The organism is Frigoriflavimonas asaccharolytica (assembly GCF_013294015.1).
In the GTDB taxonomy this organism is placed as follows: Bacteria; Bacteroidota; Bacteroidia; order Flavobacteriales; family Weeksellaceae; genus Frigoriflavimonas; species Frigoriflavimonas asaccharolytica.
The window spans coordinates 226,012-251,577 of record NZ_JABSNO010000001.1; the positions used below are offsets into that span (position 1 = coordinate 226,012).

At 32.6% G+C, this 25,566-nt stretch carries 23 protein-coding genes; 9 read left to right on the forward strand and 14 right to left on the reverse strand.

Annotated elements, in window-relative coordinates:
• Positions 1–53 precede the first annotated feature (53 nt).
• The 3 genes from dprA (at position 54) to HNQ03_RS01075 (ending at position 4,671) form a co-directional block, all read left to right on the forward strand.
• Positions 54–1,163, forward strand: a complete 1,110-nt coding sequence (dprA, locus tag HNQ03_RS01065; RefSeq protein WP_173777779.1) for a DNA-processing protein DprA — start codon at positions 54–56, stop codon at positions 1,161–1,163.
• 187 nt (positions 1,164–1,350) lie between these two features.
• The gene (gene gdhA / locus HNQ03_RS01070; protein WP_173777780.1) at positions 1,351–2,709 is read left to right on the forward strand and encodes an NADP-specific glutamate dehydrogenase; all 1,359 of its coding nucleotides are present in this window, start codon (positions 1,351–1,353) and stop codon (positions 2,707–2,709) included.
• A gap of 312 nt (positions 2,710–3,021) precedes the next feature.
• Entirely contained in the window at positions 3,022–4,671 is a 1,650-nt protein-coding gene (locus HNQ03_RS01075; RefSeq protein ID WP_173777781.1) for a DUF4139 domain-containing protein, read from the forward strand.
• Positions 4,672–4,710: 39 nt separating this feature from the next.
• Here the strand turns inward: HNQ03_RS01075 and HNQ03_RS01080 are convergent, their stop codons facing one another.
• Together HNQ03_RS01080 and HNQ03_RS01085 are read right to left on the reverse strand one after the other, a co-directional pair.
• Positions 4,711–5,202, reverse strand: coding sequence for a YkgJ family cysteine cluster protein (locus HNQ03_RS01080; protein ID WP_173777782.1), 492 nt, complete (start codon positions 5,200–5,202; stop codon positions 4,711–4,713).
• Positions 5,203–6,150 (reverse strand): ion channel, encoded by a 948-nt coding sequence (locus HNQ03_RS01085; RefSeq protein WP_173777783.1) that lies wholly within the window; start codon positions 6,148–6,150, stop codon positions 5,203–5,205.
• A gap of 206 nt (positions 6,151–6,356) precedes the next feature.
• Here HNQ03_RS01085 and HNQ03_RS01090 point away from each other — a divergent pair, with 206 nt between their 5' ends.
• Complete coding sequence (locus HNQ03_RS01090; RefSeq protein WP_173777784.1) at positions 6,357–6,734, forward strand: group III truncated hemoglobin; 378 nt, start codon at positions 6,357–6,359, stop codon at positions 6,732–6,734.
• A 44-nt stretch (positions 6,735–6,778) separates the two neighbouring features.
• Here HNQ03_RS01090 and HNQ03_RS01095 read toward each other — a convergent pair whose 3' ends face one another.
• The 3 genes from HNQ03_RS01095 to HNQ03_RS01105 all read right to left on the reverse strand — a co-directional run bounded on the left by HNQ03_RS01095 (position 6,779) and on the right by HNQ03_RS01105 (position 8,565).
• The gene (locus tag HNQ03_RS01095) at positions 6,779–7,117 is read right to left on the reverse strand and encodes a DUF6122 family protein (RefSeq protein ID WP_173777785.1); all 339 of its coding nucleotides are present in this window, start codon (positions 7,115–7,117) and stop codon (positions 6,779–6,781) included.
• A complete protein-coding gene (locus HNQ03_RS01100) occupies positions 7,118–7,825 on the reverse strand; it encodes a DNA alkylation repair protein (RefSeq protein ID WP_173777786.1) in 708 nt (235 codons plus the stop codon).
• A 98-nt stretch (positions 7,826–7,923) separates the two neighbouring features.
• On the reverse strand, positions 7,924–8,565 hold the full coding sequence (locus HNQ03_RS01105; protein WP_173777787.1) for a hypothetical protein: 642 nt from the start codon (positions 8,563–8,565) through the stop codon (positions 7,924–7,926).
• A 163-nt stretch (positions 8,566–8,728) separates the two neighbouring features.
• Here HNQ03_RS01105 and HNQ03_RS01110 point away from each other — a divergent pair, with 163 nt between their 5' ends.
• A complete protein-coding gene (locus tag HNQ03_RS01110; RefSeq protein ID WP_173777788.1) occupies positions 8,729–9,250 on the forward strand; it encodes a superoxide dismutase family protein in 522 nt (173 codons plus the stop codon).
• 53 nt (positions 9,251–9,303) lie between these two features.
• Here the strand turns inward: HNQ03_RS01110 and HNQ03_RS01115 are convergent, their stop codons facing one another.
• Both HNQ03_RS01115 and HNQ03_RS01120 read right to left on the reverse strand, forming a co-directional pair.
• Entirely contained in the window at positions 9,304–10,170 is an 867-nt protein-coding gene (locus HNQ03_RS01115; RefSeq protein ID WP_173777789.1) for a mechanosensitive ion channel family protein, read from the reverse strand.
• A 31-nt stretch (positions 10,171–10,201) separates the two neighbouring features.
• Entirely contained in the window at positions 10,202–12,337 is a 2,136-nt protein-coding gene (locus HNQ03_RS01120) for a carboxy terminal-processing peptidase (protein WP_173777790.1), read from the reverse strand.
• A gap of 140 nt (positions 12,338–12,477) precedes the next feature.
• Here HNQ03_RS01120 and surE point away from each other — a divergent pair, with 140 nt between their 5' ends.
• Entirely contained in the window at positions 12,478–13,245 is a 768-nt protein-coding gene (surE, locus tag HNQ03_RS01125) for a 5'/3'-nucleotidase SurE (RefSeq protein WP_173777791.1), read from the forward strand.
• Position 13,246: 1 nt separating this feature from the next.
• Here surE and HNQ03_RS01130 read toward each other — a convergent pair whose 3' ends face one another.
• The 7 genes from HNQ03_RS01130 to HNQ03_RS01160 all read right to left on the reverse strand — a co-directional run bounded on the left by HNQ03_RS01130 (position 13,247) and on the right by HNQ03_RS01160 (position 20,313).
• Positions 13,247–14,560: a DUF6056 family protein gene (locus tag HNQ03_RS01130; protein WP_226927404.1), complete on the reverse strand. Its 1,314-nt coding sequence runs from the start codon at positions 14,558–14,560 to the stop codon at positions 13,247–13,249.
• On the reverse strand, positions 14,560–15,303 hold the full coding sequence (gene fabG, locus HNQ03_RS01135) for a 3-oxoacyl-[acyl-carrier-protein] reductase (RefSeq protein ID WP_173777793.1): 744 nt from the start codon (positions 15,301–15,303) through the stop codon (positions 14,560–14,562). The genes HNQ03_RS01130 and fabG overlap by 1 nt, the downstream gene beginning before the upstream one ends.
• Positions 15,304–15,417: 114 nt before the next feature.
• Complete coding sequence (locus HNQ03_RS01140; protein WP_173777794.1) at positions 15,418–16,407, reverse strand: glycosyltransferase; 990 nt, start codon at positions 16,405–16,407, stop codon at positions 15,418–15,420.
• Between the two features lie 52 nt (positions 16,408–16,459).
• Entirely contained in the window at positions 16,460–17,134 is a 675-nt protein-coding gene (gene rsmI, locus HNQ03_RS01145; protein WP_173777795.1) for a 16S rRNA (cytidine(1402)-2'-O)-methyltransferase, read from the reverse strand.
• A 218-nt stretch (positions 17,135–17,352) separates the two neighbouring features.
• Positions 17,353–17,814, reverse strand: a complete 462-nt coding sequence (tnpA, locus tag HNQ03_RS01150) for an IS200/IS605 family transposase (protein ID WP_173777796.1) — start codon at positions 17,812–17,814, stop codon at positions 17,353–17,355.
• Positions 17,815–17,973: 159 nt separating this feature from the next.
• Complete coding sequence (murC, locus tag HNQ03_RS01155; RefSeq protein ID WP_173777797.1) at positions 17,974–19,350, reverse strand: UDP-N-acetylmuramate--L-alanine ligase; 1,377 nt, start codon at positions 19,348–19,350, stop codon at positions 17,974–17,976.
• A 9-nt stretch (positions 19,351–19,359) separates the two neighbouring features.
• On the reverse strand, positions 19,360–20,313 hold the full coding sequence (locus HNQ03_RS01160) for a hypothetical protein (RefSeq protein ID WP_173777798.1): 954 nt from the start codon (positions 20,311–20,313) through the stop codon (positions 19,360–19,362).
• Between the two features lie 59 nt (positions 20,314–20,372).
• On the opposite strand from HNQ03_RS01160, the gene HNQ03_RS01165 reads away from it, so the two are divergent.
• The 3 genes from HNQ03_RS01165 to HNQ03_RS01175 are packed head-to-tail and all read left to right on the forward strand — an operon-like array spanning position 20,373 to position 25,566.
• Positions 20,373–20,975: a thymidine kinase gene (locus HNQ03_RS01165; protein WP_173777799.1), complete on the forward strand. Its 603-nt coding sequence runs from the start codon at positions 20,373–20,375 to the stop codon at positions 20,973–20,975.
• Positions 20,965–23,412, forward strand: coding sequence for a bifunctional UDP-N-acetylmuramoyl-tripeptide:D-alanyl-D-alanine ligase/alanine racemase (locus HNQ03_RS01170; RefSeq protein ID WP_173777800.1), 2,448 nt, complete (start codon positions 20,965–20,967; stop codon positions 23,410–23,412). Before HNQ03_RS01165 ends, HNQ03_RS01170 begins: the two co-directional genes overlap by 11 nt.
• Positions 23,413–25,566, forward strand: a complete 2,154-nt coding sequence (locus HNQ03_RS01175; protein ID WP_173777801.1) for a patatin-like phospholipase family protein — start codon at positions 23,413–23,415, stop codon at positions 25,564–25,566.

The following is a 25,566-nucleotide window of genomic DNA, read 5'->3' on the forward strand; positions in this document are numbered from 1 at the left end:
AAAATTCTACTCAAAAATTTAGATTTTATCTATCTTTGGATAAAACAATTTAAATGTTTACGGAAGAACATCTCTATTCTATCGCTTTGCGCCGGTGCCAATCTATTGGCGATGGTAATTTTCATAAATTGGTAAATACGATAGGTTCTGCAAAAGAAGTTTGGGATTTTTGCAAAAAAAGTATGCAAAAAATTGATGGTGTCGGAAAAAAAATTTCCGCAGACATTGGCAATCCAGAACATCTAAAATTTGCAGAAAATGAAATTCAATTCTGCGAAAAGAATAATATTTTTATAAAATTAAGACATCTAAAAGAATTGCCCAACCTTCTTCAAGAATGTGGAGATGCTCCTGCAATACTCTACCAAAAAGGAACATATAATACAAGTTTTGAAAAAATTTCTATCGTTGGCACTAGAAATTTTACAGCTTATGGAAAAACTTTTCTAGAAAATTTTCTGTCTGAAATAAATTCTAAAAAAATAGTAACCGTAAGTGGTTTGGCTTTGGGAGCAGATACAGAAGTTCATGAAAAATCTATAGAAAATAATTTGCCTACAATTGCAGTTTTAGCTCATGGATTTCACACTTTATATCCTTCACAGAATAGAAAATTATCTAACAGAATTCTAGAAAATGGTGGTGCACTCTTCACAGAATTTAATTCTTCTCAAAAGCCAGATCGAGAGAATTTTATACAAAGAAATAGAATTGTAGCAGCACTTTCTGCAAGTACTATCGTATTAGAAACTGCTTTTGGCGGCGGCTCAATTTCCACCGCAACTTTCGCCAACAACTACAATAGAGAAGTCTACGCTTTGCCAGGAAGAATAACGGATAAATACAGCCAAGGTTGCAATCTTCTCATTTCTCAAAATAAAGCAGCAACTATTTCAACCATAAAGGATTTGCTCACACAATTAAATTTTGATGATAATTCAAATAAAATGGAGGAACTTTTTCCTAGATCTGAAATAAAATTAGAACTAAAAGAAAATCAACTTTCTGTTTATAATTTAATAAAAGAAAATCCCTCTTTAAATTTAGACGATATTTCTATGCTATCTGAATTTCCTTCGCACAAAATCTTAGGCATTTTACTAGAATTAGAACTTTTGGGAGTATTGAAATCACTTTCGGGGAAAAAATTTGTAGCAATCTAAAGTTTACGATTTCGTAATATTCTATTAATAATTAGCTAATGCACACTTTTCTACAAATAATCAAATGATATTGTTTATTTAATAAATATTTGCCTGCTTTTTATTATATTTTCATTAAATTCAAAATCTCCATTGTGAGTTTAGAAAAAAAATTTAAATTTGTTGATAACATTAATTATCTATATTTATGGAACATTATAACGTAGAGCAAAAAATTGAAGAATTTATTGCCAAAGTAGAAGCCAAAAATCCTAACGAGCCAGAATTTATTCAAGCGGTGAAGGAAGTAGCGGTAACTGTAATTCCTTTTATTTCAACCAGAGAAAAATATAATGGTATGAAACTTTTGGAAAGAATGGCAGAACCAGAAAGAGTAATCATCTTCCGTGTTCCATGGGTAGATGATAAGGGTGAAATTCAAGTAAACAGAGGTTTTAGAATACAAATGAACTCTGCAATTGGACCATACAAAGGCGGTATACGCTTTCATCCAACAGTAAATCTTTCTGTACTTAAATTTTTAGCCTTCGAACAAGTTTTCAAAAATTCTTTGACAACGCTTCCAATGGGAGGTGGAAAAGGAGGTGCAGATTTTGATCCACAAGGAAAATCTGATATGGAAGTTATGCGTTTTTGCCAATCTTTCATGACGGAACTTTGCCGTCATATTGGTCCAGAAACAGACGTTCCTGCAGGAGATATCGGTGTTGGAGCTAGAGAAATAGGATACCTTTTCGGCCAATACAAAAGAATTAGAAATGAATTTACAGGTGTTTTAACTGGGAAAGGAATAGCGTACGGAGGTTCTTTAATTAGACCAGAAGCTACAGGATATGGTGTGGTTTATTTTGTAGAGCAAATGCTAAAAACAATTGGTACAGACATCAAAGGAAAAACAGCAACTGTTTCTGGTTTCGGAAACGTAGCTTGGGGAGTTATAAAAAAATGGGACGAATTGGGCGGCAAAGTGCTTACAATCTCTGGACCAGACGGTTACATCTACGATAAAGATGGTATAACTGGAGAAAAAATAAATTATCTTTTAGAATTAAGAGCCTCAGGAAATAACCGTGCAGAAGATTACGTAAAAGCATATCCTTCCGCAGAATTCCACGCAGGAAAAAGACCTTGGGATGTGAAATGCGATGTAGCAATACCATCTGCAACACAAAACGAACTAGATCTTGAAGATGCAAAAATTCTTGTTGCAAACGGAGTTTCTTGTGTAGTAGAAGCTGCAAATATGCCAAGTACACTAGATGCAATTAACTATTTCTTAGACAATAAAGTTCTATTTTCCCCAGGGAAAGCTTCTAATGCAGGTGGTGTTGCAACTTCTGGATTAGAAATGACGCAAAACTCTATCCGTCTCAACTGGTCTTCTGAAGAAGTAGACGCTCGTTTGAAAGAAATAATGATCGGTATACATAAGGCTTGTAGAGATTATGGAAAAGAAGAAGATGGCTACGTAAACTACGTGAAAGGTGCAAATATCGCAGGTTTCGTGAAGGTAGCAGAAGCAATGCTTGCACAAGGAGTTGTGTAAACAAATATTAAATAATTGATTTAAAACCCGAATTTTTCGGGTTTTTTTGTTTTTAGAAGCATCAATGTTTTTCCTTTTTTCAATACCATAACCAGCTATCCATTCCTATCTTTTTTTAGAAAAGAGGTTTAGCAATAGAAAATGTTTAGCTAAAAAAAGGATATCCATTTCTATCTGGGCTAGAAGTTCAGGTATTTCTTTTTTATAAGAAAGTTTCATGCACTAAATTTTAATAAAATAATTATTTCTTATCTTTCTAAAACTTTATTCATCATCAAAATATTAAATCCCATTTCCACTAAAATCTAACAAATGACTTATAAAAAATTTTTGTTTCTTCTAATATTTTCGGTTGGTTTTCAAATGTTATCTGCTCAGAAACCAATTTTCACAAAAGCTAAAGTGAATACTGCAAATGTGTATAGACAATCTGCAGAATTGCAAAATAGTGCTTCAGTGACAATTCCTGCCGGAAATTCTGAAATCGTGATCGGGAATATTTCTCAAGAAATTGATGAAAAATCTTTACAGATAGGCATCAATAATAAAAATGTAACAATCCTATCATCTCAATTCACAGACGATTATGCCACAGATTTCAAATTAGATACTACAAATCCTATCATCAAGAAAGTAAACGATTCTATAAAATTGGTAGAAAATGCCATCGTGAAAAGTAATATAGAATTGGAAGCGAACAACAAAGTGCTAGAACTTTTGGATAAAAACCAAACGGTTTTGGTGGGAAGCAACACTTCTACGGTTGCACAACTAACGCAATTGGCAGATTATTATACCAAGAAACGCATAGAAATAAGCACAAAACTGGTTGCCATTAGAAAAGACATCGTAGATCTTCAAACAAAATTAACACGATTAAAAAGCAGCCTTAAAACGAATGAACAGAAAGAAGCAGAAGAATTTGCAAGCGGCGTTCTGGTATTAAAAATAATGAGCAGAACTGCAGGTAGCGTAAGGTTTGATATTAATTATTTGGCAAACCGAGTAAGTTGGAATCCGCTGTATGAAGTGAAAGGCGAAAAGATTTCTGATCCACTAGATGTTACCTTAAAAGCTGTAATCAACCAAAAAACTGGTTTAGATTGGAAAGATGTTAAATTAAGTCTAATCAATGGTGTTTCTTCTAGAAATAATACTGCACCAGTTGTGCAACCTTGGTTTTTATATGGCCAAAGTAAAGATGAGCGAGATAAATTAAATGGAATACCTGGAAGTGCGCCTGGAATAAATGTTAGATTAAAATCTGTGGCAGAATATAGTTCAAATGTTGCAATAGATGAAGTTGTTGTACAAGGATATAGCGCAAATGCTGGTTTTTCTGCAAATTCTAATCAACTTAACGTCAGCTATGATGTAGATATTCCCTATAATATTCTTTCAAACGGGCAAGATCACATCATCAATCTCTTTCAACAAAACATTCCCGCAACTTATGAATATTTTGCGGCACCAAGATTTTCCAACGACGCTTTTCTTCTTGCAAAGATTAAAGATTTTAGCAAATATGGTTTGCTTACCGCTCCGGCAAATATTATTTTCGAAAATATGTACATCGGCGAAACAACCATCAATCCAAATCAAACCGATGCAGAATTGAATATTACGCTTGGAAATGATAGAAGAATCAGCATTAAAAAAGAAGATATTAAAGATAAATCCAGCGATAAATTTCTCTCTTCAAGCCGAGAAAAAGTGGTTACTTATGATTTAATCATCAGAAATAATAAAAAAGAAAGCATCAATATTGAAATAAAAGATGGAATACCTCTAAGCAACAACGAGGCAATAAAAGTAGAAGTTTTGGAAACAAGTGGCGCAAAAAAAGACGACGAAACTGGAATTCTTCTATGGAATTTAAAAATTGGCGCTTCTGAAACTAAAAAATTGAGAGTAAGCTACAAAGTAAAATATCCGAAAGATTTTATTCTTAATAATTTGTAAAATATTTTGCATCAGCGTTATTAGGTCTCAAAGGTACAATCATCGCTTTCCCAACTTCTCTTCCATTTTCTCTACCCAAACAAAAGCTGCAGGGCAGATTTCTGTATTTTTCAGCATCAAATTATTAATCTGAAAAACCTTTTTCCTATCCGTGTGCGGATATTCTCTACAAGCTTTTGGGCGAATATCATATATCGTGCATTTGTTGTCTTCATCTAAAAACCAACATGGTAGATTTTGCAATACCTGATCTTCATCTTCATCTGTTCGCAAAAATTTTTGCTCAAAATCTTTGGGTTTCATCCGCAGATGTTTAGAAATTCGCTCGATATCGATTTTCGTAAAAAGTGGACCAGTGGTTTTGCAACAGTTGGCGCAACTAAGGCAATTTACCTCCTCAAAAACCTCATCATGAACTTCCTGCACTATATAGTCTAGATTTTTTGGCGGTTTCTTTTTCAGAGATTCGAGGAATTTTTTGTGCTCTTTTCCTTTTTTCTGAGCCTCTGCTTTGTAGAATTCTAAATCCATTTAGTTTAAATTTACTTTTTTGAAATCATTAATTTTATCCAAATTCAAAATCGTGGTTTCATGGTTATAAGATGGTTTGAACATGGGCAAGAATGCAGCATCAAAAATTATTTCTTCTGATGTGTAAGAAGTTCTCTGCACAACGGTGCTTGCAAAACCTTCGTCGAAAGCGCGAATTTGCACAAAAATTTCTACCTCAGCAGTTTGAAAAATTTCTTGTGTATTACCAAAAAATGGTGAATTTTCATCTATTTTATGCACAATGGTCCAATTTAAAACCAATGAATTTATTTTGTTAATCTCTGCTTCAATGGTGAAAAACTCAGTTTGAGAATCGGCTTCTTTGTTGCTTATCGCTACATTTAAAATGACAACAGCATCCGTTAAAAGATTATTTTTGAAAGGAGCCAAACGAAACATCAAAGCTTTGCCATCTTGATAAGGCGAGATCAAAGCATTTTGGCTAAACTTTAAAAAAGCGCGCGGCCGAGAAAATCTACCATAAAATAAACCTGTGGCAATCGCGAAAGAAAGCAAACCCAAAAAAGCTTCAAAAGTCGCAACCAAACTTGCTAAAAACCCTACTGGCGCAATTCTACCATATCCTACAGTTGTGAAAGTTTGAGAGCTAAAAAAGAAAACATCCGTAAACTCATTTATTACATTGCTTTTGTCGATTCCCGTAAGATGATCAATACCAATGAGATAATAAATAAATGCGAAAAAAATATTGATGACTATGTAGCTTACGATCAATAGAAGAATGAATAAAAAGCTATTCAAGTTGATCATCACATGATACCAACTGTACTTTTCCAGAGGATTTAAGCCGGCCATTTTTACATTTGGATAGCCATTGCTATTCAGAAATCTACCAGAAGCAGTATTGCTAAAGCCGGTGTCGTTTTCACTTTTCAATCGAGAAAACCTATCAAAAAATCCTGCCATTTGGCAAAATTAATTTAAATAAAATAAGCCAGAAGTATTTTTTGAAGGAATTTATTCCACTTAGTATAAGTTAAGAAGTGCTTAGCTATTTTAAATATAAATTTTGGTGAGAAAAACCTGCTGATTAATGATTAAATTCGAACTAAAAATAAAAAAGCTGCCAAAACTCCTAAAATCCAACATTATAAATTGTGTAAATTTACCATATGAAAAATCTGGAAACCCGTGAAGATGTAGAATTTTTGGTAAATACCTTTTACGAAAAAGTAGGTAAAGATGAGACAATTGGTTTTTTCTTTAATGATGTAGCGAAAGTAAATTGGGATTCTCATCTTCCAAAAATGTATCAATTTTGGGAAACTTTACTTTTTGGCAAAGCATCCTATAAAGGAAATCCAATGGCAAAACATTTTCCTATCAACGAATTGCAAGCTATGGAAAAACATCATTTTGATCATTGGTTACAACTTTGGACGGCAACAGTAGATGAAAATTTTGAAGGAGAAAATGCAGAAGCTGCGAAGACAAAAGCAAGCAATATTGCAAATCTAATGGCTTACAAAATGGAAATGGCGAGGAAGTAGAAACATGATAGATGGCTGATTATGAATAACGAAACACAAAATTGCTACAATCTATAATTCCAGAAATAAAAATCTTGAAAGTCTGTAAACATGTGAAAAAGCAAACCAACGGCTATAATTCTGTAGTTGCCTTTTAAAAAAATTGCTCCTAGTACATAAATAGCAATTGCAGGATAAGAATGAAATAGATGAAAGCCGATGCTATTTCTAGTAGCATCAAAAATGGGAGTAGAAAACAGATGATCTACATCTACAAGCATGGTGCAAAGCATAATGAAATAAGCTTTCTTCCAATTATTTTTAAAGAAAATATACGCAATAACTACAGGAAAAATGAAATGCAGAAAATAATGCGCGCCAATTTTTACGAAATAATAATCCATTTAAAATTGACCTCTTAAAATTTCTTTTCTCATCTCGTTATCCAGTTTTTCTATGGCATACCTTAAAGTAGTTCTTGGCATTTTTTCATAATTTTTTTCTAAAAATTCTAATAATTCTCGCTCATTTTTCTTCCCCATTTCTCGCAACATCCACCCGTTTGCTTTGTGCATAAGATCATGCGGATGCTCTAAATTTAATTGTACAACGTCTTTTGTTAAATCAAACTTGTCTTTTCTAATATAATACATCGTAGAAACTATTGCCATTCTTTTTTGCCATAAGTTGTCGTTTTTTGCTAAATTTTCTAGAATGGAGTCATCGTTTAAATGAAAAAAGTAACGACCTAAAATTTTGTAGCAAGAGCTATCTACCAAATCCCAACTATTGATATGTATTAGATTATTTAGATAAAAAGAAACAAAGTCTGCCTTTTCATTATCGTTTGATTTTTCAAATTTTGCGACCAGCATTAATATTGCACAATGGCGATGCTCATGAATTTTTGAAGAGAGCAATTTTTTTAGATCCGATAAGGTAATAATTTCAAAATATTCCTTTACTATTTTCCTCTGGTCTGGAACGGTAACGCCGATGAATTCATCTCCCTCACCATATTCTCCTTTTCCAGTTTTGAAAAACCTAGGGTAGAATGATGCCTTTTCTGGGATAGAAAGCATTTGTAATGCTTCTTTTATTTCTTCTATCATTTAATAATTAAAATAGGAATGCTTCTTCGCAAATTATAAAAATTTTTATCAAAAAAAAACTCCGCTATATGCAGAGTTTATATTTAGAAATTTTAAATTTAATTTGTGCCAGATATCATTTGCATTGCCTCTTCTTTTCCCCAATTTGGAGATAGTGCAGTTTTCGCTTTGTAATTTTTGAACTGATCTACAGCTGTTTTGTACAGTTGAATTGCTTGCTCTTTGTTTCCACCATATTCTGTTGGCAAATAATACAAATCGTCTGCTAAAGCTATCGTAATTCTAGGATTTTTTGCATCTAAGCTTGTCGCATTTTTAATTTCTGCCATGCCTAGAGCATTTTCTTCTTTGTAACTTTTTTCTGGTGCAACACGCATTTTTAAGCTGTGAATCATTTTCATTAAAATAGAAATTTCTGCTGAATTGCCTTCTTTTTGTTTTGCAACCATTGCATATTTGAATGCAGAAGCAATTGCGCCATTCACTTCTTCTGTTTTGTTGGCTTGTAGAAGTGCTTTTCCTTTTTTCACGAATGTATAAGAAGCATAATAGTACGGCAACCAAGAATCTTTTTGTACCGTAAGTCTATCAAATTCAGAAGCGATTTGATCTAAATCATTAATTTTATTTGTAGCTTCTAATTTAGATATATTACCTGCCATTGCGTTCTCAAAATTATTTTGCGCAAAAGCAAAACTTGTAGAAGCAAAAAGGACGAAACTTAACAATATTTTTTTCATTTTTATAATTTAAAATTAGTAGAATCAAAGATACTTATTTTTTATAATATAGTTTTTTTGTAAATAATATTTTCATAATTATCTAGAATTATTTGAAGATTTTGCCAATTCTTGTGAGCGTGTAAAAGTATTATTGTAAATTTAAAAAAATAAAATTTTTTCTATGAAAACTACAATTTATCTTTCGTTAATCGGAGCTTCTTTACTTTTTGCCTCCTGCTCTACAATATCAAAGGCAAGTGCTTCTAAAACATTAACCATCTATCCAAAAAGCGGAGCCAACACAGAAGGCACCGTTAAATTTTCTGAAAAAAATAAGATGGTAGAGATGGATATGAGCGTTTACAAATTATCTCCAGGAATTCACGCAGTGCATATTCATGAGTTCGGAGATTGCTCTGCAGCTGATGCCAAATCTGCTGGTGGACATTGGAATCCGTCTGGTGAAATGCATGGCAAATGGGAAAAAGATGAATTTCACATGGGAGATATTGGAAATTTAGTTGCTGACAAAAATGGTACTGCAAAATTAGTTTTCAAAACAGACAAATGGTGCATGACTTGTGAAGATGATAAAAAAAACATCATGGGGAAATCTATTGTAATTCATGCAGATAAAGACGATTTTAAATCTCAGCCAAGCGGAAATGCAGGTGGTAGAATTGGATGTGTGGAAATAAAATAATTTTGAATTCAATTTCTGTTTAGTAAAAAAAAATGCCTAATAATAGGCATTTTTTATGTTTTATTATTTTGAGGAAATTGTACCGTTCTCATTGGATAAGGAATATTAACTCCATTTTCTCTAAAATTTTTGAGAATTGCTTTGCGTACATCATTTCTTATTCTGGGTGCAGAAAAAAGATTTCTAGAGTAATAATATATGGTGAAATCTAAAGAACTTTCTCCAAAATCTTCTAGCCATACGAACGGTTCTCTACTTTGGAATATATCTGGATGATTTTTGGTAGCGTTAATCATTAATTTTTCTACTAATTCTACATCGGAATCATAATGTACACCTACGCTTACTTGAAAACGAACGATATTATCATGATGAGAAAAGTTGATCAGTTTTTCCTTGGTCAAGAGTGAATTTGGGAATATCATACTTTTATTATCCCTTGTAAGTATTGTAGATGTGCGCATTCTAATCTCTTGTACTTCTCCAATATTATCGTCTATATCTACAATATCTCCTACTTTCACCGTTTGATCAAACAGAATTATAACGCCAGAAATAAAATCTAAAAACAAACTTTGCAAACCTAAACCAACACCCACCAACAAGGCACCAGAACCAAGCAAAAGTGGCGATATGTTGACACCTAAAGATTTCATCATTAAAAAAAATGAAATAATAATAATGGCGTAGTGGAAAATTTGTGAAAATGCGAACTTCTTGCCTACATCTATTTTATTAGATTTATAGATTAGTTTTTTTACAATTTTAGAAATATATACTCCCAAAACTAAAACCAAGATTGCGGCCAAAATTTCATATACAGAAAGCGTATACTTCCCGAGGGAAAATATATCATATTCTAGGAAATCCCTTAAACTAGGACTTACCTTATCACTTATCTTCTGTACATTTTCATCCATATTTAAGTTGCTAAAAGATAGCATTCTGCATTTATGTGTTCATATCTGCAATAATGTTCACAGCTTCTTTTAGATAAAAATCTTTCTTTAAATTTTTAATCCAATTATCTGTTTTTTTCTTAAAAGCTTCGTCTGTGGTTTCTCTTTTTATTTCATCTTGAAAGATGGAGAAATTTAAAGTTTTTCCGTCTTTATCTGTCCCGGTTTTATCTTCCCCATCAAATTTTTTAATTTGTGCTTTCCTTACGCTCATCACTTCAGAGAATTTTTTCTGATTTAAAGAGATGGTTTCCTCTTCATCCAATTTTTTCTTCCAAGCTGCAGATTCTAAAAGCAACTGGTATTGTTTGTTGGTTTTCATTCTTGCTGCACTTTTCATTTCTAATTTTTTAATATCAAAAGCATTAGATTTCTGAAATTGTGTGGAAGGTATTTTGTCCCACGCAAGAGCGTTTTCATCATATCTTTCTCCTATTTCCGAGTAGGTGTAGAAATCATCTAGCATTACATCAGAATTGATACCTTTTCTTTGGGTAGATTCTCCTGTGATTCTATAAAATTTTTGAATTGTAAGTTTCAGAGACCCAAAATCGTCGCTTGTATTTAAAAATCTATTTAAGTCTACAAAAGTTTGTACCGTTCCTTTCCCGAAAGATTGTGGAGAACCGATGACCAAAGCTCTACCATAATCTTGCATTACGCCAGCAAAAATCTCTGAAGCAGAAGCAGAAAGTTCATTTTGCATAATGATTAAAGGTCCTGTCCAGATTGGTGAATTGTTTTTATTTTTGAGCGTCGTTATTTTTCCTTGTCCATCTTTCACTTGCACATATGGACCAGCATTCATAAATAATCCCATAATATCTCCAACTTCCGTAAGAGAACCTCCTCCATTATTTCTTAAATCTAGAATAATTCCCTTTACGTTTTGCGCTTTTAGTTTTATCAATTCTGCTTTTATATCATCTGATGCATTGTGATCATTTTCATCATTAAAATTTACGTTGAAACTTGGCAAATTAATGAAACCATATTTTTCTCCATTGTTTTCCACAACTATACTTCTTGCAAAAGTATCTTCAATAGAAACTTCTTCGCGCGTCATGGTAACTTCTTTGATGGATTTATCCTTTTTCTCAACGGTTAATGTAACTTGGGTTCCCTTTTCACCACGGATATATGTTACAGCTTCATCTGCAAGCATTCCAACCATATTCACAGGTTCGTCTTTTGGTGTAGAACGTACTTTTAAGATTTTATCTCCTTCTGTAAGTTGTTTAGATTTCCACGCTGGAGCTCCTACCGTTAAAGCACCCAGAAATAAATTTCCTCTTTTTTCTTGAATGATAGCACCAATTCCTATAATTTTACCTGTGAAACTAACATCAAAATCTTCTTTATCTTTTGGAGAATAATAATTTGTGTGCGGATCAAAAACTTCTGTATAAGCATTCATGTAACGTGAAAACCAATCCATTTCTTTCACTTTTTTAAATCTTCTGAAAGAATCTGATATCAAATCTCCTACTTCTTCTTTTGCTTTTGTAAATTTTTGCTCTGGTGAAAGAATATTTAATTTAATAGTATCCTGCAATTTATATTTCTGTACAGAATCCTTTTTCAATTTTTGCGCTTCTTCTTTTGAAGTCATCGTTTCCATTTCTTGCAAAATGTTGTATTTGATGTACTTTTTCCATTCGTTATACAATTCTTGTTGATTATTAGGCGCATTCTTATTTTTTGCGTCCAAAATAAGAACTTCATCTTCCTCTAAATTGATTGGCTTGGTCAAAATTTCTTTCGTCATTTTATCAATTTCGTCTACTCTTTGTAGCAATCTTGCATTCGTCAATTTAAAAAACGTAAGATCACCTTGGTTTAGATAATCGTCTAGTTTTGTCTCGTGCTTGCTAAATTCTACCATGTCAGACTGCATATAGTATCTTTTCGCCGGATCTACAGATTCAAAATATTTTTTGTAAACGTCTTTAGAATAAGCATCGTTGATGGCTTTTGGACTATAGTGTAAATACGAAAGTGTATTTTTTACGCTTACCATAATGGTTTGCATTTTTTCGTCCTCATTCTTTGGGGAATTAAAGCAGAACATTAATGTTAGCAATGGCAAAACGAAAAGCACTTTGTTGAGTTTATATTTTTTAAACATAAGATTTTTGAATATATATCTAGATTAGTGTAGAGTAACGTAAATAATGTTACAGACGGATTTTCTGTCATCAAATTTAATACCTTAAATACAAATATCCCTTTTATTTTAATTAAATTTGTGAAAACAGACAAAATTTTATGCAAAAGCCCACAATACTGGTAACCAACGATGATGGAATTACCGCACCAGGAATAAGAAATCTGGTAAAATTCATGAATGAAATAGGAGATGTAACCGTGGTTGCACCCAATTCCCCACAATCTGGGAAAGGACATGCAATTACCATCAACCAAACGCTTACTTTTGAAGAAATAAATCTTGAAGGACCACAAAAAGATTATGCACTAAGCGGAACTCCCGTAGATTGCGTGAAATTTGCGCTGGATAAAATTTTAACAAGCAAACCAGATTTGGTGGTTTCTGGCATTAATCATGGTGCAAATTCTTCCATCAACGTCATCTATTCTGGTACCATGAGTGCCGCAGTAGAAGCTGGTGTAGAAGGTTTGCAAGCTATTGGATTTTCGCTTTTAGATTTTGCTTGGGATGCAGATTTTTCTCATGCAAAAGAATTTATACAGAAAATTGTGAGAAATGTGCTGGAAAATCCTTTGCCAAAAGGTGTCGTTTTAAATGTAAATATTCCAAAACTAGCAGCTTCAGAAATAAAAGGCATCAAAGTTTGCCGACAAGCCAATGCAAAATGGGAAGAAAATTTTGACGAAAGAATAAATCCTCACGGCAAAAAATATTTTTGGCTTTCTGGCTATTTCAATAATATGGACGAAGGCGAAGATGCCGATGAAACGGCTTTAGCAGAAGGTTATATTTCCGTAGTTCCAGTAAAATTTGATTTGACTGCGCATGAATATATTGCAGAATTGGGGCAGATTTTGAACTCCTAGTCTAATTTTCAATAAATACACTTTTTTTCTTGTAGAAAGCTTTTAATTGAGAATTTACATAATTCCTGTTATTAACAGTTCCCAATTCATCAAAATAGAGAATTTTGGGAACTGTTTTTATGGGTTTTAATCCAACTTCTTTGCTTTTAGAAGTTCGTAAGGTTTCGTGTCTATCAGCGATTTCATTTTCAAATTTTTGTAAATCTGTAGAAATCAATTCTTCCCCAATTTCATTTAAATTATAATTGAGATTGAAATAGATTGATTTATAAGGAAATAGCATAATTGATGGAATAAAAATTAATGCTAAAGAAACCATCCAGAGCTTTTTAATTTTATTAAAATATTGAGAAACTAAAACACTCGTTGAAAGTAATGCAAATATTAAAATCGGCTCCAAACTCCTTTCTGAGGCTACCATTATGAAACCTGTGAAGGCTAAAACAACCATCAACATCATTTGAAATTTCCATAAATCTTTTACAGAAAATTGCTGCTTTATTTTTAAAATCTCTGCTTGAAAAACTGCGATAAATAATGGAATAATTAGACCAACTTTCAGCAAAACATAAACTGCGTTTGCAATGGCAACAGCAATTTTTTTCAGATTGCTCATCCAAAAATCTGTTTCTTCGTCTCCCATTCTCACAAAATTTCCTGGTGCAAAAAAGGTGAAGCAAAAGAAAATTAATCCAAAAACAAATTGCGAAAAAGTATCTTTATTTAGATTTTTATAAAATTGGAATATCAAAAATAATAACAAGAAAAGTGCAACGATTTCATTAGAGCCCATCATCGCAAAAATTAAAAAATATTTTAAAATTTCCAGCAGAAGATTGGTTTTTTTTATGCCTAAAATATATAAGAAATACAGGCCAAATATATGAGGTAGTTGATAAACTATCGCACCTGTCAACCAAAAATAATGTTCAGACAAACTCGCTAAAACTACCGTGTAAAAAAGAAAAGCGATGAAAGATTTTTTCACCGCTTGACTATTATTTAAGTTAAAATATCTTTGAAAATTTAGAAAAAAACCAAATATCAAATTTCCCCAGAGAAACATTGGAAATGCTTTTGGCAGCCAATTTAATGATAAATTTCCCGCAGGATTAAAAGCATTCAACGAAAAGGCGAAATATCTGCCTCCCCAATTAAAATATTTCTGAATGCAATGTTGCCAAATACCCAATTCATTTGTAGAAGCCGCAAAGCCGTAATCATCTGTTTGATAGGTATTAAACATCGAAATGTAACACAGGCTACAAATTAAAATTATCGATAGGTATAATAAAAAATTTTCTAAAAATTTCATTAAGTTAGCATTCCGCCGCAAACATTTAATACTTGCCCAGAAATGTAAGAAGACATATCACTTCCCAAGAAAACACAAGCATTTGCCACATCTTCTGGCTGTCCGCCACGTTTTAATGGAATACCATCTCTCCAACTTTGTACGGTTTTTTCGTCTAATGCTGCCGTCATTTCAGTTTCTATAAATCCTGGCGCAATTGCATTGCAACGGATATTTCTAGAACCTAACTCCAAAGCTATAGATTTCGTAAAACCAATAACACCCGCTTTTGAAGCTGCGTAATTGGCTTGTCCTGCATTTCCTTTCACACCAACGATGGATGTCATATTGATAATAGAACCAGCTTTTGCTTTCATCATTGGTTTCACCACGGCTTTTGTAAGGTTGAACACAGAATCCAGATTCACGTTGATCACTTTGTCCCAATCTTCTTTAGACATTCTAAGCATCAAATTGTCTTTGGTAATTCCAGCATTATTAATCAGGATATCTATTTTTCCAAATTCTGCCATCACGTCTTCTACCAATTTTTGAGCAGCATCATAATCAGACGCATCAGATTGATATGCTTTCACTTTGGTGATTGCACTTAAAGCAGTTTCTAACTCTTTAGCTTTCTCTACAGAACCAGCATACGTGAAGGCAACTTCTGCACCTTGCGCTGCAAAAACCTCTGCAATTCCTTTTCCAATTCCTCTTGTAGCTCCTGTAATCAAGGCTACTTTTCCTTCTAATAATTTCATATCTTATCCTGTTAAAGTTTTTTATTTTTAAATAATATTTAATTTTTCAAGTTATTTACTTGTGGAAAAATTATATCAGTCCTTTTTTGATTAATTTAAATTTACAAAATCTTTTTAATCTAGCCAAGGTAAAAATTTTGGCTCCTCAATTTTCAAAGTCGGATTTTCAGAATTAATGGTTTCTCCGTCGATTACTTTTTGATACATTTTGATGTAATTTTCTGCCATTACTTTCGCACTAAAATTTTCTACTGCATATTGATGGGCTTCATTTCTGTCAAAATTTTCGAAATTTTGTATCGCTTCTGTCAATTTTTTACGAGAATTTGATAAATATCCTAGGTTTTTTGGCACCAATTCAGATATTGCTCCGTAAGGACTTGCAAAAACCGGACAGCCGAAATACAGACTTTCTATGATGGCCAAACCAAAAGGCTCATTCCACAAAACGGGAAATATAAGACCTTTTGAAGTATTCATAATTCGCGATTTTTGATCGTTGTCTACCATCCCAAAAAATTTTGCTTTTGGTGTAAAGGTAAAACGAAGTCCCATATTGATGTTGAATCTTTTGCCACCCATCACAAAGAGCTTTTCTCGTGGCGCATTTTTCACCACATCTATTGCTCCCTGCAAATTTTTCAATCTCCAAGCTCCTTTTCCTAAAAAATGAAAGTGGGTTCTTTTGCTATCTAAATCTGGTTTTTGATAATTGTCCCAATTTAATCCATTGTAAACAAAACCATCTCCTCCATATCTTTCTGCTTGGTTTTTCGAAACAAAGATGGTGTTTTTTAAAAGCAAATGCCCAAATGGAATGTTGCCATGCAAGGTAAAAACGAAAGGTGTTTCCAGCTCATCCATACCTTCAAAACCGGAATGAAAATGCAAAACATCTACATCTTTTGGAAGGTCTTTTCTAATATCAACAATACTTTCTATGGCAATTTTTTTCCCAAACGGAATTTTAGAATCTCCATTTACCACGAAGGTAATTTCGTGGTTTTGCTTGTGAAGTTCTTCCGCCAAATCCCAAACAACACGTTCCGTACCACCATATTTGGTGACGGGTAAAGTTGCTTTGTGAATGATGGCTATTTTCATCGGTAGATTTTTATTTTTTAAAGGACAAGGTTTTATTTTGTTAATGGCGCCTTTATATTAAATTATTAATCACCAATACAATCTCCCCTTTCAAGGTTTTACTTTTAGAAAAATCTATCAATTCTTGAATGGTTCCGCGCTTTGTTTCTTCAAATTTTTTAGAAATTTCTCGGCTTAAACTTACTTTTGTTTCCTCACCAAAAAATTCTTTTATCTGCTCCAATGTCGTATTTATTTTGTGTGGGCTTTCGTATAAAACGATGGTTTTTTTCTCTGCAGCTAGTTGTATTAATTTTGTTTGCCTGCCTTTTTTGGGGGGCAAAAATCCTGCAAAAATAAATTCGTTATTTGGCAATCCAGAAACTACCAATGCTGGTACAAAAGCAACTGCACCTGGCAAACATTGCATTTCTAAATTTTCTTCTGCTATTGCTCTCGCCATCAAAAAACCAGGATCCGAAATTCCAGGTGTCCCTGCATCGGTAATTAAGGCGATGTTTTGCCCGTTTTTAAGATCCTCAATTACACGTTGCGTCATCTGATGCTCGTTGTGTAAGTGATAGGATTTCAAAGGTTTAGCTATTTCATAATATTTTAAAAGAACGCCAGAAGTTCTGGTGTCTTCGCACAAAATATAGTCTGCTTCTTTCAAAATTCTAATGGCTCGGAAAGTCATGTCTTCCAGATTTCCGATGGGTGTTGGTACGAAGTAAAGTATTCCGCTCATTTGTTTTTATCTATGGAATAAATTCCAAAGTTAGTTTATCTATCGTCGCTTTGCGACCTACTGTTGAATTGCAAAGCTACGACCTAAATTTTTGACTAAAAATTATGGAATAAATTCCAAAGTTGGTTTATCGCTCATCGCTTTGCGAACAACTGCCAAGTTGCAGAGCAACGACCGATATAATTGCCTAAAATTTTAATTTTAGGACTTAAAAAAAATCACATTAAATCTTCAAACCAATAGTCTTCATCATATTCGACTTCAAATTTCTGTAAAAGATTTTTATATTCAGCTTTAAAATTTTGTTTTCTATGATGCTCTTCTTGATTCTCAATATATTTATACACATTGTTAATAGCAGATTGGCTATAACTAAAACCTCCAAATCCTCTTTGCCATTCAAATCTATCTTCTAAAAACCCGTTTTCATTGATCCATTTTGAGGATTTTGCCTTTACACTTTTCATTACATCTGAAAGTGAACAGGTAGTTTTTAAAGAAAAAAAACAATGAACATGATCCTCCACTCCACCAACAATAATTGTTTTACAACCTGTTTCATTGATTAAATTTCCCAAAACAGCATGCAAATCTTTTTTAAAGTGATCCTTAATTAATGCTCTGCGATATTTCACAGCGAAAACAGCTTGAACATAAATTTTAACATAAGTGTTCGGCATTTTTGTTTATTTAAAATTTCTGTTTTTATCGCAACACTATCATTTCATCGGAATAAATTCCGTTTCTGGATATCGGTCGTCGCTATGCGACTCTTTCGATAAGTCGCATAGCGACGACCGATATTCCAACCAAAGATTTCAATCTTTGGTATTCATGCATCACAATTGCTCAAATAAATCCGCCCCAAACTCTTCCAAACTCGGATCTCTTGCTCCCATTAATAATAAAACCGTTCCTTCTTTCAAATTTGGTCTTATGGTTTCTAAAAAATCTTCTCGATTTTCTACAAAATGAGCGTTTTTTCTATTTTTTTGTAAATCTTGAATCAAATCATTGGCAGAAATGTCCTTTTTTGCTGTTCCACCAGCATAGAAAATTTCGCTCATCCAAATTTCGTCATTTTCGCGAAGCGCATTGCCAATTTCTTCCACAAAATCTGCTCGCAAAAATCTGGTTGGTTTGTAACCATGCGGTTGAAACCAAGCAATTACTTTCTCTGCCAAAGGTTGACAAGCTTTAATGGAAGCAGCACATTTTGCAGGATTGTGCGCATAATCATCTATTACCCAAACTCCATTTTTCTCTCCTAAAATTTGATGTCTTCTATATATTCCTTCATAATGTTTCAGGCTTTCTGCGCAGGTTTTTGCACTTACGCCAATTTGCAAAGCAACAGCAATAGCTGCGGCAGCGTTTTCTACAGAATGTTGTCCGAGAGCATTCATTTCAAACAATTGATCTTGCAATTCAAATTTTAATTGAAAACCATTTTGCGAGAAATTTTTGGCAGAAAATCCAGCATTTCCATCTTCAAAACCGAAGTCGTTTTTACTATTTTCGGATAAAGATTTCGCCAATGTATTCGATTGGTTTACAACAAACAAGCTATTGGTATTGTTTTTAAATATGGTGAATAAATCTATCAATTCATCAATTTCCTGATGATCTTTGTCTATATTGAGTAGCACGCCAATTTCCGGATGATATTGCACCACAGAACCATCGCTTTCGTCTGCTTCTATGATGAGCCAATCTCCATTTCCAACGGCGGCATTTCCTATTTTTCCTTGTTTAATGATGCTCGTTAAACCTGCGCCAGAAATAATACTGGGCTCTAATTTTGCATCCAACAAAATTTGGTACAACATGGCAGAAGTTGTAGATTTTCCAGAAGTTCCCGCAATGGCAATGGTTTTTTTACTTTTAGCAATCATTGCTAGCAATTCACTTCTTCTCAAGATTGGAATCCGTAGTTCTTTAGCTTTTACAATTTCTAAAACCGTGTCTTCAATTGCGGTAGAAGCTACTATTACATCGGTTTTTTCAGAAATTCCTTCTCCATTTTGCAAAAAACATTGGATACCTTCTGCTTCTAATTGTGTTCTAATTTTATTCTCTTCATTTGGGTTGAAATATCTGTCGCTACCAGAAACCTCTTTACCAATTCCTTGCAGATATTGCGCAATAGCGCTCATTCCAACACCTGCAACACCTATGAAAAATACGTTCTTAAAATCTGAAATATCTTTTATCATTCTACTATTTTACTGAAATTTACTTTCTACAAGACTCCATAATCTTTGTGCAAATTCATCTTCTTTTTCCCAATTTTTGTCGTAATATAATTCGCTTAAATATTCTTTTGCGTCTTCTAAATTTGTAAACACATTTAATTTTGTAACCGCCTCGTTTAGATCGTTTTGGCTACCAGAAAATAATTTTTTAGTGAAAGCGATTCTGTCATTTAAATCTAATTTAAAAATTGGTTTCTCTTTTTGAACTTCCATTTGCTCTAATGAAACATTACTTTCTATAGGAATTTCTGTATTACTAACATTTTCTATGGTGGAAAATTTCTCAAAAAAATCGTCTTCAAAAAGTGTTTCCATTTTTTTTACGCCTTTTATGTTTGATAGTCTTAGTTTTTTTTCTTCCTGATGTTTTATTTCTAAAATTTCCACTTCTTCTGAAGAAATTATAGGTTGTATTTCCGGAGAAGAAATTATGTCTTCCATCGAAATTTCTACAGTTTCTTGAGAATTCATTTCCTCTTCTGTTATATTTTCATCAACTATCAAGATTTTATCTTCCGCTTCAAAATCTGAGTTTGAATTATCATCATTTTGAGAAGTTAAAATATTTTCTACTGGTAATTCTTTATCGAAATCATCAGAATTTTCAATTTGTTCTATTTCATCGAAGCTTTCTTCTTCTTCTACCTTTTCAAAAAAATCATTGTTATTAAATTCATCCCATTCATCAATTTGAGATTGATTGTCCGAGATTTCTTCATTAATCGTATCGGAAAAACTCTGAGAATTGTCTATCTCCTCTTCAAATTCTTTGTAAATTTTTAGAAAGTTTGTATAATCCTGAAGCTTTAATCTTTCCTTGTCTAAGGCTAAAAAATCATCAATTGATTGGCAATCAGATAATTTCTGTAAAATTTCTTTTGTTTCTGAAAACACTTTTTGTAGAATATCCGTAGAATTTTGCATAGCAGTTTGTAGATAAATTTGCTTAATTTTGAGGCTGTAAAATACTGCTAATTTAACAAATGTTTTTAGAAAATACAATAAATCACGCGAAACAAAGTGGATGGATGGAAGTCATCTGTGGATCCATGTTTTCTGGTAAAACAGAAGAACTGATTCGAAGACTACGCCGAGCAGAAATGGCCGGGCAGAATGTAGAAATTTTTAAACCAAAAATAGATACAAGGTATGACGAAACCGACGTAGTTTCTCATAATTATAATAAAATAAGAAGTACGCCTGTAGAAAGTTCTACCGAGGTGCTTTTGCTTGGCTCCAATTGCGATGTTGTGGGAATTGACGAAGCTCAGTTTTTTGATGAGCACATTGTAGAAGTAGCTAATACTTTAGCAAACAACGGAGTAAGAGTGGTAATTGCAGGTTTGGATATGGATTTTTTGGGCAGACCTTTTGGACCGATGCCCAACTTGATGGCAACTGCAGAATATGTGACGAAAGTGCACGCAATTTGCAGAAAAACAGGAAATCTTGCCAACTACTCTATGCGTATTTCTGATAATAAAGACTTGGTACAACTAGGTGAAACAGAAAGTTACAATGCGGTGAGTAGAAAAGTATTTGTAGAAGAAAATATCTCAAAAAATAATGTAGGCGATGAAATATAGTTGTGAAGAAATAGCGAAAATTACCAACTCACAAATTTTTGGAGATTCAACTTTAATGATTTCCAATATAGCTTATGATACGCGAAAAATATTTACCCACAAAGAAACCGCATTCATAGCTTTAGAAACGGAGATAAATTCTGGCAGGAAATATATACAAAATGCTATAAATAAGGGGATAGAAATTATAATTTCTACAGAAAAGATAGAAACGCCTCACCCAATTACTTGGATTATTGTTGAAAATCCTCTAGAATTTTTACAAAAATTAGCAAGGATTCATCTACAAAATTTTGATATCAACACAATAGGAATTACAGGAAGTAATGGAAAAACAATCATCAAGGAATGGTTATTTTTATGCTTAAATGATGATTTGTCTGTAGTAAAAAGCCCGAAAAGTTTTAATTCTCAGCTAGGTTTGCCGCTTTCCCTTTTAGAAATTTCTAAAAAACACCAAGTGGGAATTTTCGAAGTAGGAATTTCCAAACCGAATGAAATGGATATACAAGAATCTGTTTTTTCGCCTAAAATTGGGGTTTTCACCTATTTAGGTAGTGCACATTCTGCAAACTTTGAAAATCAAAATGAAATTCTCCTAGAAAAATTAAAATTATTTAAAAATTCTGAAATTATTATTTATAATGGAGATTTTAATTTAGTAGAAACCGAGATCAAAAAATCCTACGCAGATAAGAAATTATTTTCGTTCGGCTTAAAAAAGCACAATTTTGTACATCTAGAAAATGATTTTAACAATAAAAACGAAGATGTTCTAATTTCAATTGGAGAGGAAAAAATAAAAATACAAGTAGAAAACAGAGATGAAGCAACTATAAGCAACATGCTTTGTATCGTTGCCGTATTAAAACAATTAGATTATAAAAACGAAGAAATTATTCAAAAATTGTCTTTGCTGAAACCCATAGAAATGCGATTAGAAAGCGTAGTCGGTGAAAATGATAATTTAATAATCAATGATTCTTTTAATCTGGATTTGGATTCTTTGTATATTTCTTATCAATTTATAAAAGAATATCGCAAGCAGAAAAGATGTTTAGTGCTCACAGATTTCATGGAAGGTAAAGATTCTTCTGAGAATTTTTATAAATATGTTGCAAACCTTACAAACCAACAAAATTTTGATAAAATATTTTTGGTTGGGGAGGAAATTTCACAATATCAAAAATTTTTTAATAATGAAAGTTATACTTTCCTTAACACTAAACAATTAATTGATAGCCAGCAGATTAAAGATATTAACAATTCATTGATATTATTAAAAGGAGCTCGTAAATTTACCTTAGAAAAACTTAAAAATATTCTCGCTTTGCAAAAGCACGACACAGTTTTAGAAGTGAATTTAAATGCTATTTTACACAATATCAATATTCATAAATCTTTGCTAAAACCAACTACAAAAATGATGGCGATGGTAAAGGCATACACATATGGACTGGGAAATTATGAAATTGCAGAAATTTTGCAACATCACCATATAGATTATTTGGGTGTAGCCTATGCAGATGAAGGAGTAGAATTGCGTAAAAAAGGTATCACAACTCCTATAATTGTAATGAATCCAGAACAAAGTAGTTATTCTTCCATTATAGAATACGATTTGGAGCCAGAAATTTACAGTCTGCGTGTGTTAAATCTTTTTCATGATAAATTGATTGAAAAGGGTATTCAAAAAACTTATCCTATACATTTTAAGATAGAAACTGGAATGCATCGTCTTGGTATTAAGGATTTTGAAGTTGCTGACATCATCGATAACTTAAAGGACATGAATGTTTCTGTTGAAACTATTTTTAGTCATCTTTCCTCAGCTGATTCTGAAACTGAAAAAGAGTACACGAAATTCCAAGCAAATAATTTTATAGAAATATCTTCAAAGTTGATAGAAGGTTTGGGATATAAACCGATTTTGCATTTGCTGAATAGTTCTGGTATCGCAAACTATCCGGAATATCAATTTGATATGGTGCGAATTGGGATTGGAATGATAGGTATTTCTTCCAACGAATCTATCGAAAAAAAATTGATAAATGCTGTAGAATTTAAAACAGTGATAAGTCAAATATCTGAAGTAAAAAAAGGTGATTCCGTAGGATATAATAGAAATTATATTGCCAATGAAAATACGCTTGTTGCTACAATTCCAGTAGGTTATGCAGATGGAATACCGAGAAGTATAGGAAATCAGGTTGGTTATGTAGGAATCAATAAAAAACTTTTTCCGATAGTTGGGAATATTTGTATGGATATGATGATGATCAATATTGGAGATAATAATTTTATCGAAGGTGATGAAGTAATTTTATTTAACGGAAATCCAACACTCAAAGACTTTTCAAAATATTGTAATACAATACCTTACGAGGTTTTGACATCAATCTCTCAACGCGTGAAACGAATTTATATAAAGAAATAAATGATAAAAAAATTACTGCTTTACTTTTCATTCTTTATTGGAATTTATTCCTATTCTCAAGTAAAAGAAAACTTGGTAATACCCAAAAATCCAAAAATTGGACTTTCACTTTCAGGTGGTGGTGCAAAAGGATTTTCGCATATTGGAGTGCTAAAAGTACTAGATTCTATGGGTGTAAAAATCGATTATATCTCTGGTACAAGTATGGGAGCGATAGTTGGTGGTCTTTATGCTTCTGGATATTCTGCTACTGAAATTGAAAAATTAGTACTAAATACAGATTTTTTCGACGTAATATCTAATGAGAAAACGCGGCAAGAAACTTCGTTTTTTAGCAAGAGCAATGATAAATATTTGTACACAATCCCAATTATAGACAATAAAATAAATGTTTTGCCGCAAGCAATATCATCCGGACAAAAGAATATTTATTTGCTGAAAGAATTATTTAAAAATGTATCAAATATAGATGATTTTTCAAAATTGCCTATTCCTTTTATGTGCATGGTAACCAATTTAGAAACAGGAAAACTCAAAATTTTAGAACGTGGAGATTTGGTTACTTCCATTATGGCAAGCTCTGCTTTTCCTTCATTAATGAATCCGGTGAAAGTTGGTGATAGCGTATATATTGATGGAGCTATTACTTTAAATTATCCTTCTAAACCACTATTGGACAAGGGGATGGACATTGTAATTGGGGTAGATTTAAGTCAAGGTTTAGCTACAAGAGATCAACTTACTTCGGTCGTGAGTATCTTGAATCAAGTTATTGATATGGGTATTCAAAAAGAAACTATAAATCAATATAATTATACGGATATAAATATACATCCAAATCTAGGTAAATTTAGTGCTACCAGTTTTGGAGATAAAGAAGCCATCATAAAACTAGGATTTGATGAAGCGAAAAAATATATAGCGCCGCTCTCGAAATTGCCAAAATCAGATCAAAATAAATTACGTGCAAGCAACAATTCTATCTTTTCAAACGTGTACAAAATAGACAGTTTGGTGGTAGAAAACAACAATATCTATACGCAGAATTATATACGAGGTAAAATGGGCTTAAAATTGCCTTCACTTCAAACTTATAGCAAAATAAACGCAATGATAAATAAGTTGTACGCAACAAACAACTTTAATTTAATAAACTACGACATCATCCAAGAGGAAAATTTAAATTATTTGAAAGTTGTAACTACAGAAGATCCTGCAAAATTGTTTTTAAAATTTGGCTTGCACTACGATGAAGTTTTCAAAACTGGGCTACTTTTAAATGCAAGTGCAAAAAGATTTCTTTTCAGAAATTCAGATCTTTCTTTAGATTTAGTAATTGGAGATAAGCCAAGATATTATCTAAAATATTTTGTAGATAATGGCTACATTCCAGGTTTCGGAATTAATTCTTCCGGTATGACTTTAGATTTAAAAAATGAATTTTCTGAAACAAAAGATCGATGGAATTGGTTTCGAAATGAAATTTTCATTCAATCAATTTTAAATGATAGATATGCATTTGGCGGAGGATTAAGTTATGACTATTTTGAATCCCGCAACAATATTTTAGCATCTGGAAGCTACGTAAATCCCTATGCATTTTTAAAGTCTGACACCCAAGATGATTCTAATTTTCCAACAAAAGGAATTTATTTAAATGCCGAAGGAAAAATATTAGACTTGCTTAATGAAGATATTTCTGATAAAGATATCCAGGCTAAAGCACATTTTAGTTTCAATATTCCCATTTCCGAAATTTTTACTTTTAGAATGAATATGTTTGGCGGTTTTACGATTGGCGAAAGCTTACCAGAATATTATAAATACAGACCAGGAGGAATTTTTGGACAATCTTTAAACAACTTTACTCCATTTGCTGGTTTACAATTTGGCGAATACAGCAGTGATCAACTTCTTACCTCCACTGCGGATTTTCAAATAAGAGCATTTAAAAATATTTTTTTTACGGGAAGTGCCGGTATATTAAATGAATTTAATGATATAAAATTGGAAGAAATCCTACGTATTACCAATACATTTGCAGGAGTAACGGCAGGTTATAAATCTCCAGTTGGGCAGATAAAAATTAATTATAGCCAACCATTGAATAGTAAGAATGGAACTTTTAACATCATCCTCGGACATTGGTTTTAA

Coding starts and splice junctions, on each gene's coding strand:
- HNQ03_RS01140 (WP_173777794.1), bottom strand. CDS start 16,407: ATGAAAATAGCCATCATTCACAAAGCAACTTTACCCGTCACCAAATAT.
- HNQ03_RS01130 (WP_226927404.1), bottom strand. CDS start 14,560: ATGAAATTTTTAGAAAATTTTTTATTATACCTATCGATAATTTTAATT.
- tnpA (WP_173777796.1), bottom strand. CDS start 17,814: ATGCCGAACACTTATGTTAAAATTTATGTTCAAGCTGTTTTCGCTGTG.
- HNQ03_RS01110 (WP_173777788.1), top strand. CDS start 8,729: ATGAAAACTACAATTTATCTTTCGTTAATCGGAGCTTCTTTACTTTTT.
- HNQ03_RS01080 (WP_173777782.1), bottom strand. CDS start 5,202: ATGGATTTAGAATTCTACAAAGCAGAGGCTCAGAAAAAAGGAAAAGAG.
- HNQ03_RS01075 (WP_173777781.1), top strand. CDS start 3,022: ATGACTTATAAAAAATTTTTGTTTCTTCTAATATTTTCGGTTGGTTTT.
- HNQ03_RS01105 (WP_173777787.1), bottom strand. CDS start 8,565: ATGAAAAAAATATTGTTAAGTTTCGTCCTTTTTGCTTCTACAAGTTTT.
- HNQ03_RS01100 (WP_173777786.1), bottom strand. CDS start 7,825: ATGATAGAAGAAATAAAAGAAGCATTACAAATGCTTTCTATCCCAGAA.
- murC (WP_173777797.1), bottom strand. CDS start 19,350: ATGATAAAAGATATTTCAGATTTTAAGAACGTATTTTTCATAGGTGTT.
- HNQ03_RS01175 (WP_173777801.1), top strand. CDS start 23,413: ATGATAAAAAAATTACTGCTTTACTTTTCATTCTTTATTGGAATTTAT.
- HNQ03_RS01115 (WP_173777789.1), bottom strand. CDS start 10,170: ATGGATGAAAATGTACAGAAGATAAGTGATAAGGTAAGTCCTAGTTTA.
- gdhA (WP_173777780.1), top strand. CDS start 1,351: ATGGAACATTATAACGTAGAGCAAAAAATTGAAGAATTTATTGCCAAA.
- rsmI (WP_173777795.1), bottom strand. CDS start 17,134: ATGAGCGGAATACTTTACTTCGTACCAACACCCATCGGAAATCTGGAA.
- surE (WP_173777791.1), top strand. CDS start 12,478: ATGCAAAAGCCCACAATACTGGTAACCAACGATGATGGAATTACCGCA.
- HNQ03_RS01085 (WP_173777783.1), bottom strand. CDS start 6,150: ATGGCAGGATTTTTTGATAGGTTTTCTCGATTGAAAAGTGAAAACGAC.
- HNQ03_RS01095 (WP_173777785.1), bottom strand. CDS start 7,117: ATGGATTATTATTTCGTAAAAATTGGCGCGCATTATTTTCTGCATTTC.
- fabG (WP_173777793.1), bottom strand. CDS start 15,303: ATGAAATTATTAGAAGGAAAAGTAGCCTTGATTACAGGAGCTACAAGA.
- HNQ03_RS01170 (WP_173777800.1), top strand. CDS start 20,965: ATGAAATATAGTTGTGAAGAAATAGCGAAAATTACCAACTCACAAATT.
- dprA (WP_173777779.1), top strand. CDS start 54: ATGTTTACGGAAGAACATCTCTATTCTATCGCTTTGCGCCGGTGCCAA.
- HNQ03_RS01165 (WP_173777799.1), top strand. CDS start 20,373: ATGTTTTTAGAAAATACAATAAATCACGCGAAACAAAGTGGATGGATG.
- HNQ03_RS01090 (WP_173777784.1), top strand. CDS start 6,357: ATGAAAAATCTGGAAACCCGTGAAGATGTAGAATTTTTGGTAAATACC.
- HNQ03_RS01160 (WP_173777798.1), bottom strand. CDS start 20,313: ATGCAAAATTCTACGGATATTCTACAAAAAGTGTTTTCAGAAACAAAA.
- HNQ03_RS01120 (WP_173777790.1), bottom strand. CDS start 12,337: ATGTTTAAAAAATATAAACTCAACAAAGTGCTTTTCGTTTTGCCATTG.